The organism is Fructilactobacillus vespulae (assembly GCF_047324295.1).
Taxonomy (GTDB): Bacteria; Bacillota; Bacilli; order Lactobacillales; family Lactobacillaceae; genus Fructilactobacillus; species Fructilactobacillus vespulae.
The window spans coordinates 875,182-889,229 of the sequence record NZ_CP137138.1; the positions used below are offsets into that span (position 1 = coordinate 875,182).

Annotated in this window: 6 protein-coding genes, 19 tRNA genes and 3 rRNA genes; 27 read left to right on the forward strand and 1 reads right to left on the reverse strand. The window is 39.4% G+C overall.

All coding sequences use genetic code 11. The features are described 5' to 3' along the window. Positions 1–3: 3 nt before the first annotated feature. The 23 genes from R4B61_RS04180 (at position 4) to R4B61_RS04290 (ending at position 9,033) form a co-directional block, all read left to right on the forward strand. Positions 4–2,064 carry an LTA synthase family protein gene (locus R4B61_RS04180; RefSeq protein WP_413627049.1) on the forward strand — a complete coding sequence of 687 codons (2,061 nt, stop codon included), beginning with the start codon at positions 4–6 and terminating at the stop codon, positions 2,062–2,064. A gap of 378 nt (positions 2,065–2,442) precedes the next feature. Continuing rightward, a 16S ribosomal RNA gene (locus tag R4B61_RS04185) occupies positions 2,443–4,019 on the forward strand. A gap of 214 nt (positions 4,020–4,233) precedes the next feature. Continuing rightward, a 23S ribosomal RNA gene (locus R4B61_RS04190) occupies positions 4,234–7,148 on the forward strand. 83 nt (positions 7,149–7,231) lie between these two features. Next, positions 7,232–7,348: ribosomal RNA gene (rrf, locus tag R4B61_RS04195) — 5S ribosomal RNA — on the forward strand. The 16S, 23S and 5S rRNA genes sit together here with 19 tRNA genes alongside, the layout of an rRNA operon. A 5-nt stretch (positions 7,349–7,353) precedes the next feature. Next, positions 7,354–7,426, forward strand: a tRNA-Val gene (locus tag R4B61_RS04200). Positions 7,427–7,430: 4 nt separating this feature from the next. Beyond that, positions 7,431–7,503: transfer RNA gene (locus R4B61_RS04205), tRNA-Lys, on the forward strand. A gap of 26 nt (positions 7,504–7,529) precedes the next feature. Continuing rightward, positions 7,530–7,602, forward strand: a tRNA-Thr gene (locus tag R4B61_RS04210). A 4-nt stretch (positions 7,603–7,606) separates the two neighbouring features. Beyond that, positions 7,607–7,678, forward strand: a tRNA-Gly gene (locus R4B61_RS04215). Between the two features lie 2 nt (positions 7,679–7,680). Next, positions 7,681–7,766 (forward strand) — tRNA-Leu (locus R4B61_RS04220). Positions 7,767–7,771: 5 nt separating this feature from the next. Beyond that, positions 7,772–7,845 (forward strand) — tRNA-Arg (locus R4B61_RS04225). A gap of 5 nt (positions 7,846–7,850) precedes the next feature. After that, a tRNA-Pro gene (locus R4B61_RS04230) sits at positions 7,851–7,924 on the forward strand. Between the two features lie 30 nt (positions 7,925–7,954). Next, positions 7,955–8,028: transfer RNA gene (locus R4B61_RS04235), tRNA-Met, on the forward strand. 7 nt (positions 8,029–8,035) lie between these two features. Continuing rightward, positions 8,036–8,110 (forward strand) — tRNA-Ile (locus R4B61_RS04240). A 71-nt stretch (positions 8,111–8,181) separates the two neighbouring features. Further along, positions 8,182–8,271 (forward strand) — tRNA-Ser (locus tag R4B61_RS04245). Between the two features lie 7 nt (positions 8,272–8,278). Further along, a tRNA-Met gene (locus R4B61_RS04250) sits at positions 8,279–8,352 on the forward strand. Positions 8,353–8,355: 3 nt separating this feature from the next. Continuing rightward, positions 8,356–8,430: transfer RNA gene (locus R4B61_RS04255), tRNA-Asp, on the forward strand. Positions 8,431–8,438: 8 nt separating this feature from the next. Further along, positions 8,439–8,511, forward strand: a tRNA-Phe gene (locus R4B61_RS04260). A 23-nt stretch (positions 8,512–8,534) separates the two neighbouring features. Continuing rightward, positions 8,535–8,605: transfer RNA gene (locus tag R4B61_RS04265), tRNA-Gly, on the forward strand. A gap of 4 nt (positions 8,606–8,609) precedes the next feature. After that, positions 8,610–8,684, forward strand: a tRNA-Ile gene (locus R4B61_RS04270). A 5-nt stretch (positions 8,685–8,689) separates the two neighbouring features. Then, positions 8,690–8,777, forward strand: a tRNA-Ser gene (locus tag R4B61_RS04275). A gap of 12 nt (positions 8,778–8,789) precedes the next feature. Continuing rightward, positions 8,790–8,861, forward strand: a tRNA-Glu gene (locus tag R4B61_RS04280). Positions 8,862–8,880: 19 nt separating this feature from the next. After that, positions 8,881–8,954: transfer RNA gene (locus R4B61_RS04285), tRNA-Met, on the forward strand. A 4-nt stretch (positions 8,955–8,958) separates the two neighbouring features. Next, positions 8,959–9,033: transfer RNA gene (locus tag R4B61_RS04290), tRNA-Asp, on the forward strand. 37 nt (positions 9,034–9,070) lie between these two features. On the opposite strand, the gene R4B61_RS04295 is transcribed toward R4B61_RS04290, so the two are convergent. Next, the gene (locus R4B61_RS04295; RefSeq protein ID WP_413627050.1) at positions 9,071–9,574 is read right to left on the reverse strand and encodes a hypothetical protein; all 504 of its coding nucleotides are present in this window, start codon (positions 9,572–9,574) and stop codon (positions 9,071–9,073) included. 94 nt (positions 9,575–9,668) lie between these two features. Here R4B61_RS04295 and R4B61_RS04300 point away from each other — a divergent pair, with 94 nt between their 5' ends. From R4B61_RS04300 to pepF, 4 genes are read left to right on the forward strand one after another with little or no spacing between them, the layout of a single operon-like run. Further along, positions 9,669–10,409: an MBL fold metallo-hydrolase gene (locus tag R4B61_RS04300; protein ID WP_413627051.1), complete on the forward strand. Its 741-nt coding sequence runs from the start codon at positions 9,669–9,671 to the stop codon at positions 10,407–10,409. Positions 10,410–10,427: 18 nt separating this feature from the next. Beyond that, complete coding sequence (locus R4B61_RS04305) at positions 10,428–11,126, forward strand: adaptor protein MecA (protein WP_413627052.1); 699 nt, start codon at positions 10,428–10,430, stop codon at positions 11,124–11,126. Between the two features lie 47 nt (positions 11,127–11,173). Further along, entirely contained in the window at positions 11,174–12,247 is a 1,074-nt protein-coding gene (locus R4B61_RS04310) for a competence protein CoiA (RefSeq protein WP_413627053.1), read from the forward strand. Continuing rightward, the gene (pepF, locus tag R4B61_RS04315; RefSeq protein WP_413627054.1) at positions 12,234–14,033 is read left to right on the forward strand and encodes an oligoendopeptidase F; all 1,800 of its coding nucleotides are present in this window, start codon (positions 12,234–12,236) and stop codon (positions 14,031–14,033) included. Before R4B61_RS04310 ends, pepF begins: the two co-directional genes overlap by 14 nt. The last annotated feature ends 15 nt before the right edge of the window (positions 14,034–14,048 follow it).

The window sequence follows — 14,048 nt, forward strand, 5'->3', positions numbered from 1 at the left end:
AGAATGTCTACTGGTTTAAAACGCATTCGAAATATTTTTAATACTACTTTAGGATTTTATCTTTTAGTAGTAGTTTTATTTACTTTAAAAACGTACTTATGTTACCGGACGGATTTTACGTTAGGGTCTTCTGGTAGTGTGCAAAATTTCTTGCTTTTTGTTAATCCAATTCCTTCAGCAATGTTGTTATTTGGAATTGCTTTATATTTCAGAGGTAAATTATCATACTGGTTGATGTTAATTATTGATTTTTTACAATCAACCTGGCTTTTCGCCAATATTTTGTATTACCGTGAATTTTCTGACTTCCTTTCAATGGGGATTATCAAGGGAACTGGAGATGTACAAAATAACCTAGGAAAAAGTTTGATGGAGATTTTGCATCCTACCGACTTTATTGCCTATGCAGATATCATATTATTAATTCTACTATTGTTGTTTAGAGTTATTAAAATTGAGAAGAAACCGTTTAAAAAACGTTATGCACTGTTAATTACAGTACTTTCTTTTGTTTTAATGTTTGCTGAATATAACGTTGCTAACGCGGACCGTTCTGGCTTATTAACTAGAACTTTTGATAATAACTATATTGTTAAATATCTAGGTTTAAATGAATACGCAGCTTTTAACATCTACCAAAATCATAAAGAAACTGCTACTAGAGCCAACGCTAAAGAAAAGGACTTAAAACAGGTTCAGGATTTTATTAAAAAGAATCAAATCAGTCCTAATGCTGAATATTACGGTAAAGAAAAAGGGAAAAATGTCTTTATTATCCATTTAGAAAGTTTCCAACAATTTTTAATTGATTATAAAGTCGACGGAAAAGAAGTTACTCCAAATATTAATAAGTTCTACCATAACCAAAATACACTAGCCTTTGATAACTTTTACCATCAAGTAGCACAAGGGAAGACCTCTGATGCTGAAACCATGTTAGAAAATTCTTTGTATGGTTTACCGCAAGGATCGGCCATGGTTAGTTATGGAGCGCAAAATACTTATCAGGCAGCACCATCAATTCTTAATCAAGATGGTTATTCAAGTGCATCTTTCCATGGGGATGTTCCCACTTTCTGGAACAGAAATAATGCCTATAAATCATGGGGATATGAATACTTCTTCAGTAGTTCTTACTACAAAAACAAACCTGAATATAACGTAGGTTATGGAATGAAGGATAAAATTTTCTTTGACCAGTCAATTAAGTATATTCAACAATTGCCACAACCTTTTTATGCCAAAATGATTACATTAACGAACCACTATCCATACGAATTGGATAAACAAAATACCGATTTTCCAGCTACCAATACTGGAGATAGTACAGTTGATCCATATGTTCAAACCGCACATTATTTAGACCAATCATTTGGTGAATTCCAAGATTATCTAGAGAAGAGTGGTTTGGCGAAGAATAGTGTAGTTGTACTTTATGGTGATCATTATGGTATTTCTAATAATCATCGTCCTGCAATTGCTAAATTGTTGGGTAAGAAGAGTGTTAATAAATATGATTTGGCTCAGTTCCAAAAAGTTCCATTTATGATTAATGGTTCAAATATTAACGGTAAAGTAGATCATACTTACGGTGGAGAAATTGATGTTTTACCAACCTTGCTACATCTTCTAGGGGTAAATAACGATAATATGATCCAATTTGGACATGATTTACTAAGTGCTAATAACCAGCAAATTGTTCCATTTAGAAACGGTGACTTTGTTTCTAAGCAATACACTAAGGTTGGTGGTACGATTTATGACACAAGTACTGGTAAAGAAATTAAACCTGATGATGAGCAAAAGAAGCAGATTCAAACAATCCAAGATTATGTAAATGACTCTCTATCTAACTCAGATAAAGTAATTTATGGTGATTTATTGAGATTCCATAAAATAAATGGCTATAAACCAGTTAATAAAAAAGAAATAAACTACGGGAAAACCGATGCACTCAAAAAGTTAGAACAAACTAATAAAAGCAAAAAAACTGATTTAGTTAGTCAAAATGACAATAAATCAACTGTATCTGACTTTAGTACGGATGCACCAGAATTAAAATAGGTAAAATGATAAAGGTTCTCACGCTGCTACAATAGCAGTTTGAGAACCTTTTTATTTTTTATTGGATTATTTTTAAATTTCTTATTGACGAACCCTGTGTATCTTGGTAATATATTAAATGTTCGTTAGGCGAGTTCAGCGAGTTAGCAAAGATTGATTGATTTATCAAATTAAATTAATTAAAAAAGTTGTTGACAAACTCCTCTCTAACGTGTAATATTAATCAAGTACTGCTGAGGCAGTCAACTGAGTAGATCTTTGAAAACTGAACAAGATTTTGATTACAAACAGTGTAAGGAAATTTTTGAACTTGGTTCGAAAATTAAACAAATGCAATGTCAATTTGCAAAAAAAGCAGAGCTAGTAAAGTTCTCATTTTAAAATGAGAGTTTGATCCTGGCTCAGGACGAACGTTGGCGGCGTGCCTAATACATGCAAGTCGAACGAAGTTGCCCTAATGATTGTTGATGCTTGCATCAACATGACTCTGGATCCAACTGAGTGGCGAACTGGTGAGTAACACGTGGGTAACCTGCCCAGAAGAAGGGGATAACACCTGGAAACAGATGCTAATACCGTATAACAACACAAACCACATGGTTTGCGTTTGAAAGATGGCCTTTGTGCTGTCGCTTTTGGATGGACCCGCGGCGCATTAGCTAGTTGGTGAGATAAAAGCTCACCAAGGCGATGATGCGTAGCAGACCTGAGAGGGTAATCTGCCACAATGGGACTGAGACACGGCCCATACTCCTACGGGAGGCAGCAGTAGGGAATCTTCCACAATGGACGAAAGTCTGATGGAGCAACGCCGCGTGAGTGAAGAAGGGTTTCGGCTCGTAAAACTCTGTTGTTAGAGAAGAACGACTGTAAGAGTAACTGCTTACGGTGTGACGGTATCTAACCAGAAAGTCACGGCTAACTACGTGCCAGCAGCCGCGGTAATACGTAGGTGGCAAACGTTGTCCGGATTTATTGGGCGTAAAGGGAGCGCAGGCGGTTTCTTAAGTCTGATGTGAAAGCCTTCGGCTTAACCGGAGAAGTGCATCGGAAACTGGGAAACTTGAGTGCAGAAAAGGATAGTGGAACTTCATGTGTAGCGGTGAAATGCGTAGATATATGAAGGAACACCAGTGGCGAAGGCGGCTATCTGGTCTGTAACTGACGCTGAGGCTCGAAAGCATGGGTAGCAAACAGGATTAGATACCCTGGTAGTCCATGCCGTAAACGATGAATGCTAGGTGTTGGGAGGTTTCCGCCTCTCAGTGCCGCAGCTAACGCATTAAGCATTCCGCCTGGGGAGTACGACCGCAAGGTTGAAACTCAAAGGAATTGACGGGGACCCGCACAAGCGGTGGAGCATGTGGTTTAATTCGATGCTACGCGAAGAACCTTACCAGGACTTGACATCTTCTGCCAATCTAAGAGATTAGACGTTCCCTTCGGGGACAGAATGACAGGTGGTGCATGGTTGTCGTCAGCTCGTGTCGTGAGATGTTGGGTTAAGTCCCGCAACGAGCGCAACCCTTGTCTTTAGTTGCCAGCATTAAGTTGGGCACTCTAGAGAGACTGCCGGTGATAAACCGGAGGAAGGTGGGGATGACGTCAAATCATCATGCCCCTTATGTCCTGGGCTACACACGTGCTACAATGGATGGTACAACGAGTTGCGAAACCGCGAGGTCAAGCTAATCTCTTAAAGCCATTCTCAGTTCGGATTGCAGGCTGCAACTCGCCTGCATGAAGTTGGAATCGCTAGTAATCGTGGATCAGCATGCCACGGTGAATACGTTCCCGGGTCTTGTACACACCGCCCGTCACACCATGAGAGTTTGTAACACCCAAAGTCGGTTGGATAACCTTTTAGGAGTCCGCCGCCTAAGGTGGGACAGATGATTAGGGTGAAGTCGTAACAAGGTAGCCGTAGGAGAACCTGCGGCTGGATCACCTCCTTTCTAAGGAATAATTCGGAACCTTACACTAATCAAAAGCTTGTTTAGTTTTGAGAGAATCTACTCTCAAACTTGTTCTTTGAAAACTAGATAATATTATTTTCTGTAAAATTATATTTATATATAATTACACCGAGAAATAACCATTGTGTTATTTTGAGTTTTTTAATTAGTTATAATCGCTAAAACTCAATAATTTATAATCCGTTGGATTATAGGTTAAGTTATTAAGGGCGCATGGTGAATGCCTTGGTACTAGGAGCCGATGAAGGACGGAACTAACACCGATATGCTTCGGGGAGCTGTACGTAAGCTTTGATCCGGAGATTTCCGAATGAGGAAACTCGATTAGTGTAATGACTAATCATTGCGTAGTGAATACATAGCTGCGTAAAGGCAAACGCGGGGAACTGAAACATCTAAGTACCCGCAGGAATATAAAGAAATTTCGATTCCCAAAGTAGCGGCGAGCGAACTGGGAATAGCCCAAACCGAACCCTTGTGGTTCGGGGTTGTAGGACTGAACATCTGAGTTACAAAAGTATTTGATAGTTGAAGTAGTTGGGAAGCTACACCAAAGAGAGTGATAGTCTCGTAAGCGAAATCGAATACCCTCAGTTCAGGATCCTGAGTACGGCGACACACGTGAAACGTCGTCGGAATCTGGGAGGACCATCTCCCAAGGCTAAATACTACCTAGTGACCGATAGTGAACCAGTACCGTGAGGGAAAGGTGAAAAGCACCCCGGAAGGGGAGTGAAATAGTTCCTGCAACCATGTGCCTACAAGCAGTCAGAGCCCGTTAATGGGTGATGGCGTGCCTCTTGTAGAATGAACCGGCGAGTTACAGTTGCATGCAAGGTTAAGCCGAAAACGCGGAGCCGTAGCGAAAGCGAGTCTTAAGAGGGCGAATTAGTATGTTGCCGTAGACCCGAAACCAGGTGATCTACCCATGTCCAGGATGAAAGTGCGGTAATACGCACCGGAGGTCCGAACCCGTGTACGTTGAAAAGTGCTGGGATGAGGTGTGGGTAGCGGTGAAATTCCAAACGAACTTGGAGATAGCTGGTTCTCTCCGAAATAGCTTTAGGGCTAGCCTCGGAATTAGAATCATGGAGGTAGAGCACTGTTTGAGCAAGGGGTCCATCTAGGATTACTAAGTTCAGATAAACTCCGAATACCATTGATTTATGTCCGGGAGTCAGACAATGAGTGATAAGATCCATTGTCGAAAGGGGAACAGCCCAGACCGCCAGTTAAGGTCCCTAAATATATGCTAAGTGGAAAAGGAGGTGGAGTTGCTTAGACAACTAGGATGTTGGCTCAGAAGCAGCCACCATTTAAAGAGTGCGTAATAGCTCACTAGTCGAGTGATTCTGCGCCGAAAATTTACCGGGGCTAAGCATATTACCGAGACTGCGGACGCAACTATGTTGCGTGATAGGAGAGCGTTCTAAGGGCAATGAAGGTAGACCGTAAGGACTATTGGAGCGCTTAGAAGTGAGAATGCCGGTATGAGTAGCGAAAGATCAGTGAGAATCTGATCCACCGTATGACTAAGGTTTCCTGGGGAAGGCTCGTCCACCCAGGGTTAGTCGGGACCTAAGCCGAGGCTGAGAAGCGTAGGCGATGGATAACAGGTTGAGATTCCTGTACTAGTTAATTATGTTTGAACAACGGAGGGACGCAGAAGGCTAAGGTATGCACACGGCTGGAAATGTGTGTTTAAATCGTAAGTCAGGAGAGGAGTTAAATGCTTCTTTCCGAGTTGACAAGCGATGATGAGGATCGAAATTTAAGTAGAGAAGTACCTGATGTCACGCTGCCGAGAAAAGCTTCTAGTTAGTAATTAATTACCCGTACCGCAAACCGACACAGGTAGTCGAGGAGAGTATCCTCAGGTGAGCGAGAGAACTATCGTTAAGGAACTCGGCAAAATGACCCCGTAACTTCGGAAGAAGGGGTGCTGGCCGTAAGGTCAGCCGCAGTGAAAAGACTCAAACGACTGTTTATCAAAAACACAGGTTTATGCAAAATCGTAAGATGAAGTATATGGGCTGACGCCTGCCCGGTGCTGGAAGGTTAAGTGGAAATGTTAGCTTCGGCAAAGCATCGAAATGAAGCCCCAGTAAACGGCGGCCGTAACTATAACGGTCCTAAGGTAGCGAAATTCCTTGTCGGGTAAGTTCCGACCCGCACGAAAGGCGTAACGATTTGAGTACTGTCTCAACGATAGACTCGGTGAAATTAAGATACCTGTGAAGAAGCAGGTTACCCGCGACAGGACGGAAAGACCCCATGGAGCTTTACTGTAGCTTGATATTGGGTGTTTACATAACTTGTACAGCATAGGTAGGAGCCATTGAAACCGGAACGCTAGTTTCGGTGGAGGCATCATTGGGATACTACCCTTGTTATGTGAACACTCTAACCCTGTGCACTTATCGTGCACGGAGACAGTGTCTGGTTGGCAGTTTGACTGGGGCGGTCGCCTCCTAAATAGTAACGGAGGCGCTCAAAGGTTTGCTTAGAATGGTTGGAAATCATTCCTAAAGTGTAAAGGCAAAAGCAAGCTTGACTGCGAGACAAACAGGTCGAGCAGGGACGAAAGTCGGACTTAGTGATCCGGTGGTACCGTATGGAAGGGCCATCGCTCAACGGATAAAAGCTACCCTGGGGATAACAGGCTTATCTCCCCCAAGAGTTCACATCGACGGGGAGGTTTGGCACCTCGATGTCGGCTCATCGCATCCTGGGGCTGTAGTTGGTCCCAAGGGTTGGGCTGTTCGCCCATTAAAGCGGTACGCGAGCTGGGTTCAGAACGTCGTGAGACAGTTCGGTCCCTATCCGTCGCGGGCGCAGGAAATTTGAGAGGAGCTGTCCCTAGTACGAGAGGACCGGGATGGACATACCGCTGGTGTATCAGTTGCGCCGCCAGGCGCATTGCTGAGTAGCTATGTATGGATGAGATAAACGCTGAAAGCATCTAAGTGTGAAACTCGCCTCAAGATGAGATTTCCCATTCCTTTATGGAAGTAAGACTCCTGAAAGATGATCAGGTAGATAGGTTAGAAGTGGAAGAGTAGCGATACTTGAAGCGGACTAATACTAATCAGTCGAGGACTTAACCAAGTAGAATTAAGATATAATGGTAACTCGGAAAAGAAAAGATATTATCTAGTTTTGAGAGAACAAAGTTCTTTCAAACAAAATAGTGTGGTGGCGATAGCCTGAAGGATACACCTGTTCCCATGCCGAACACAGTAGTTAAGCTTCAGAACGCCAAAAGTAGTTGGGGGATCGCCCCCTGCGAGGATAGGAAGTTGCCACGCAAAATGGAGGATTAGCTCAGTTGGGAGAGCGTCTGCCTTACAAGCAGGATGTCACAGGTTCGAGCCCTGTATCCTCCATTATGAGCCGTTAGCTCAGCCGGTAGAGCATCTGACTTTTAATCAGAGGGTCGGCAGTTCGAACCTGCCACGGCTCATTAACTTAATATTTTTAAGGCATATTGCCGACTTAGCTCAGTTGGCAGAGCACCTGTCTTGTAAACAGGGGGTCGGAGGTTCGAATCCTCTAGTCGGCATTATGCGGAAGTAGTTCAGTGGTAGAACGCCAGCTTGCCATGCTGGAGGTCGCGGGTTCGAATCCCGTCTTCCGCTTTGCCGGGGTGGCGGAATTGGCAGACGCACAGGACTTAAAATCCTGCGGTCAGTAATGACCGTACCGGTTCGATCCCGGTCCTCGGCACTTATGCACCTATAGCGCAATTGGATAGAGTGTCTGACTACGAATCAGAAGGTTGTAGGTTCGACTCCTACTAGGTGCATTTTTCGGGAAGTAGCTCAGCTTGGTAGAGCACCTGGTTTGGGACCAGGGGGTCGCAGGTTCGAATCCTGTCTTCCCGATTAGATACGTAAGTATCGAAAGTTTTATATCGCGGTGTAGCTCAGCTGGCTAGAGCGTCCGGTTCATACCCGGGAGGTCGGGGGTTCGATCCCCTCTGCCGCGATTGGTCTGGATCTTTAGCTCAGTTGGTTTAGAGCTGACGGCTCATAACCGTCCGGTCGTAGGTTCGAGTCCTACAAGATCCATTATTAAATCTTTTGATTTAATGACCATTGCATTATTTTAAATAGTGTGTTATAATTATTAAGCAACATATGGAGGATTACCCAAGTCTGGCTGAAGGGAACGGTCTTGAAAACCGTCAGGCGAGTCAAATCGCGCGAGAGTTCGAATCTCTCATCCTCCTTTATTATCGCGGGGTAGAGCAGTCTGGCAGCTCGTCGGGCTCATAACCCGGAGGTCGTTGGTTCAAATCCAGCCCCCGCAATTTGGTCCGTTGGTCCAGTCGGTTTAAGACGCCTGCCTGTCACGCAGGAGATCACGAGTTCGAGTCTCGTACGGACCGCTTAACTTGGCTCTGTAGCTCAGTTGGTAGAGCAACGGATTGAAGCTCCGTGTGTCGGCAGTTCGATTCTGTCCAGCGCCATTGTTCCATTTTTAATTTAATATGCGGGTGTAGTTTAGTGGTAAAACCATAGCCTTCCAAGCTATTGTCGCGAGTTCGATTCTCGTCACCCGCTTTATGGGCCTATAGCTCAGCTGGTTTAGAGCGCACGCCTGATAAGCGTGAGGTCGGTGGTTCGAGTCCACTTAGGCCCACTTTTGGAGAAGTACTCAAGTGGCTGAAGAGGCGCCCCTGCTAAGGGTGTAGGTCGCGTAAGCGGCGCGAGAGTTCGAATCTCTCCTTCTCCGTTAATTTTATATGACCCGCTGGTCAAGTGGTTAAGACACTGCCCTTTCACGGCAGTAACATGGGTTCGAATCCCGTGCGGGTCATTTTTCATTTTAATATTATCGCGGGGTAGAGCAGTCTGGCAGCTCGTCGGGCTCATAACCCGGAGGTCGTTGGTTCAAATCCAGCCCCCGCAATTTTGGTCCGTTGGTCCAGTCGGTTTAAGACGCCTGCCTGTCACGCAGGAGATCACGAGTTCGAGTCTCGTACGGACCGTACTTAAAAAAGAGATGTTTATCATCTCTTTTTTTGTTTACCATTTTTTTATATTAATAAAGCTTGCACTATAATAATTAGTTGAAAAGTCTCTAATCAATGGTAAATAAGAATTATTTTGTTGCTGATACTTTTTATACCAGTCATTGAAATAACTTTCATCCATCCAAGTGGTTAAAACAGTGATGGTATTTGAACCATTATTCTTTTTAAGATAGTAGATACTATCCATCCCAGTTGGGGGAGTTGAACTATTTATAAAACCATTTAACTTGGCATTAATAATCTTTGCTTCATTATCATCTGCGTTGATTTCTAAGTAATTAATAAACGATGTCCAATTGTCTGTACCACTATGATTCAATACTTTATATGAAATTGGTGAACTAAAAACTGATTCTAAATTTGATAGATCAAGTAGTTGTAAATTACCATTGGGTTTAACTGGTACAAATAGTTCCAATCTCCTGTTGGGATGATTTTTTATGATTTGATCTAAAATATATTCTGAACCAAAAGTTGTGCTTATTTTATTAATCATTTATTACCTCATTTTAATTGATTTACTTTAAGTCTAAAATAAAGTAACCTAGGTTGAAAGAATAACGATTTTTAAATATTAGGAGGAATAGATATTGAAATTAACAGTTTTAGGATATTATGGTGGCTTTCCTGGCAAAGAAGTTGGAACTAGCGGCTTTTTATTGCAATCAGATGATTTCAATCTTCTAATTGACTGTGGTAGTGGAGTCCTAATGTCGTTAGAAAAAGTAATTGATCCATTGCAATTAAATGCGGTTGTAATATCACACTACCATGCTGATCATTTTGCTGATGTAGGTGTTTTACAATACTATTGGCAATTACACGCAAAACGTTACCTAACAGGTGTATTACCTATTTATGGTAATACATTGGATGAAACTAATTTTTCAGCTCTAGATTGGCCCAACTCAACCCAAAAATTTCCATTTAAAGAAAATGAAGTTACTAACATTGGCCCATTTAAATTGGAGTTTTTAAAGACCATTCATCCAGTTCCAGCATTTGCAATTAAAATTACTGAAAAAAAGACAAATAAAATGCTGGTTTATACTGCAGATTCACAATACTTCGATGGTCTAATCGATTTTTGTAAAGATGCTAATTTATTAATTGCAGATACTAATTTCTTTGAAAATAAAACAGGAACAATTTGGCACATGACGTCAAAACAAGTTGGTAATTTAGCAAAAAGCGCCAACTGTGACCAATTAATGTTGAGTCATTTACCACAAACTGAAAAATTAAATTTGTTGTTTGATGAAGCCGAAGCAGCTGCTGGGGCTAAAGTTGAGGTTGTTTTACCAAAATTAAGAGAGAAGATTGAAATCTAATATGTAAGAGGGATTAACTTGAAATACGAAAGAACTGATGAAAATACAATCAAAGTTTGGATTACTCAGGCAGACTTAAAAGAAAGAAATATAAATCCGATTGAATTTATGAACGACCGAGATAAAGTGGAAAGATTCTTTTATTCAATTTTAGAAGAGGTTGATGAAAAAAGAGACTTTCAAGACAACGACTTAGTCTCTTTTCAAATCTTACCGCAAAAAGATGGAATCCAGATGGTTATTAGTAAGGACAGTAACATCGTTTCTAAATTAACCGAAGAAGATTTAAACTTTATGTCTGATGAAACTAAGGAAAGATTTAAGCAAAAGCAGGCACAAAATAAGCCAATTGATTATTTTGATGAAGAAAAACTTTACCGTGTGGTTCCCGTTTATTTTGCTTCCTTTGAGGATTTAATTGGGGGAGTTAACGAAATTAAACATGATTTGGAATTACCGGGAATAAATATTTATAGCAGTTTATTTAAAGACCGAGATGTTTACTACCTTCTATTAGAATATTTTTTAATTCCTAATGGGATTGTAAATGATGAAAAAAATGAAATTAAGCTAAAACTAGATTTAATTGATAATCAATTGGCTTTAATGTATGAATATGGACAGCTAAGTCCAATTTCAGATAGTGAAATTAAACAACATACTAAAGAGATTATGGACTCTTCTGCAATTAATAAATTAGCAAAATACTTTAACTAGCAATTAAAATTGCTAGTTTTTTTTCGTATTATACTAAGGGTGATAGTTTGTTAATTGCGAAAAAAGGTAATTCATTAATAAATGCAAACGCGGCAAAAAAAAGTTCTAAATATGTTTGTGCAGTTTGTCTGGAATCGGTTGTTTTAAAAAGAGGAACTGTAAATGTAGCTCATTTTGCCCACAAAATTGATTCAAATTGTGGCGGTGGAGAACCTGAAACTGCTAAACATCTAATGGGAAAACAATTTTTATTGTGTAGTTTAAGTAAAACTTATTCATCCATTCAATTAGAAGTCTACCTTAAGAAAATTAAGCAAAAACCGGACTTATTGGCTAATAAACTGGCCTTTGAGTATCAATGTAGTCCAATAACTAATCAACGCTTAAAAGAGCGAGTTATGGGGTATCAGCGGCTTAAAATCGAGTCGATTTGGATTTTAGGAATGCAGTATTATCAAATGAGACTGAAAAGTAATTCAGTTAGAAGATTTATGCGATATCATAAAAATATCGGCTTTTTTTTACTTTTTTTAAATTCAGAAACCCAAAAATTGATTTTAAAATATAATATTTACCAATCTGATTTCAGATTTTTTAATCTAGAACGGCAATTTACAAACTGGATGGAGTTAACTTCTTTTATAAATAACAACAAAATCCTGACCCAGAGATCGAATAGCTTAAAAGCAGCGGTTTTAAATATTGAAAAACGAATTATAAATTCCGATAAGGCAATCCTTAAAATTCAAGAATTATGCTATCAAAGGAAAAAAACAATTACGGGATGTCCCGTTTTTTGTCATTATCCTAGAGTTTTGGCACCAATAATTGATGATTGGTTAGGCATTACTATCAAAATCATTTTTCAGTTAGAAATTAATGAAAGTATTGCAGTAAACGTAATTAAATCGTTAATTATAAAGAAAAATTATTTATTTATTAAAAATAGTATGCGTTTTTACGATAATTCAATATTGCTATTTTTAAAAAATTTGCAACAACATAAAATTATTAGTATAAAAAAAGACCAAATTATTAGAATTCGTCCCATAATTTGGTATCATGACACATATTACAAATTAAAAATGATTAGAAAGGAATCTGTAAATGAAAATTACTAGTAGTCCAGCCAGAAAAGATGTTCCAGAAAATTTACAATGGGATTTATCCACTATTTTTAGCTCGGAAGCCGAATTTAAAGCTGAATTTTCCGAGGTTTCTGCATTAATTCCTGAAGTGAAGAAATTAAATAACATAGTTAATAAGGATGCCGCAGGTTTATTAGAAACCGTTGAATCTGTTTTAAATGTCAGCCGTAGATATGAAAAAGTGTTTGTCTATGCACATTTAAACAATGATGTTGATACTTCAAATAATAAGTACCAGGGATTTATGGATCAAGTAACTGATTTAGGAACTAAATTAAGTGCTGCGATTTCTTGGTTTGAACCAGAAGTTATTAAATTGGGTGAGAAGAAAATTAACGAATTTACTAAACAACTACCTGATTTAAACCAATACCAACGCTTTTTTGCATCTATTTTAAAAAATGAAGGACACGTATTAAGCGTCGCAGAAGAAAAGTTACTTTCAAAAGCTTCAGGTATTTTTGGTGCCCCTGAAAAAATATTTAGTTCATTAGATAGTAGCGATTTAGAGTTTCCAATGGTTGAAGATGGTCAGGGAAACCAAGTCCGCTTAACTAATGGGATTTATGGTGTTTTATTACAATCAACTGATAGAGAAGTTCGTGCTGCAGCTTTTAAAAAACTATATCAGGTATACCGTCAGTTTAAAAACACATTGGCTTCAACTCTTTCTTCAGAAGTTGCCGTTAATAATTTTAATGCAGAAGTTCATCATTTTGATAGTGCGAGAAACGAAGCCTTACATTCTAATGAAGTCGATCCGCAAGTTTTTGATAACTTAATTAAAAGCGTTAATGATCATTTACCCCTTCTACATCGTTACGTTGCATTAAGAAAGAAAATTTTAAACTTACCTGAAATGCATATGTATGATATGTATGTACCATTAGCGAAAGAACCAGAGCAAAAATATACCTTTGACGATTCTAAAAAAATTATGTTAGATGCATTAAATGTTTTAGGACCAGATTATATTGGACACGTTCAAGATGAATTAAATAATCGTTGGATTGATGTTGTTGAAAACCAAGGTAAAAGAACGGGAGCCTATTCATCAGGGATGTATGATACCAATCCGTATATTTTACTAAATTGGCAAGATAACATGGATAATCTTTATACCTTAATTCATGAGACTGGTCATAGTATGCATAGTTACTATACAACTCATAATCAACCATACCAGTATGGGGATTATTCTATTTTTGTCGCAGAGATTGCTTCTACTACTAACGAAAATATCTTAACTAATTATCTCTTAGAAAATACACAAGCAAAAGAGATGAAAAAATATATTTTAAGTTCCTATCTAGAAGGGTTTAAAGGTACTATTTTCAGACAGACTCAGTTTGCTGAGTTTGAACAATGGATTCATACTCAGGCACAAGCAGGAGAACCATTAACGGCTGAAACAATGAGTCAAAAGTATTTAGAAATTAATCAAAAGTACTATGGACCGGATATGGAAGTTGATAGTGATATTGCGTTAGAATGGTCGAGAATTCCACACTTCTATTATGATTTTTACGTTTACCAGTATGCCACTGGATTTGCTGCAGCTTCGACCTTAGCTGATAAAATTTCATTTGGAAGTGAAGAAGAAAAGAATGCTTATTTAAACTATCTAAAAGCAGGTAGTTCAGATATTCCAACGGAAATAATGAAAAAGGCAGGAATAGACATGACCAGTGTTGCTTATTTAGATGCTGCTTTTGCTAAATTTGAACAACGGATGGATGAATTAGAAAAATTAATGTAAAAAAAGAGTCCCAAA

Bases quoted from the DNA above. Each gene is read 5' to 3' on its own strand.
- R4B61_RS04180 (WP_413627049.1), top strand. From the start codon at position 4: ATGTCTACTGGTTTAAAACGCATTCGAAATATTTTTAATACTACTTTA.
- R4B61_RS04295 (WP_413627050.1), bottom strand. From the start codon at position 9,574: ATGATTAATAAAATAAGCACAACTTTTGGTTCAGAATATATTTTAGAT.
- pepF (WP_413627054.1), top strand. From the start codon at position 12,234: ATGAAAATTACTAGTAGTCCAGCCAGAAAAGATGTTCCAGAAAATTTA.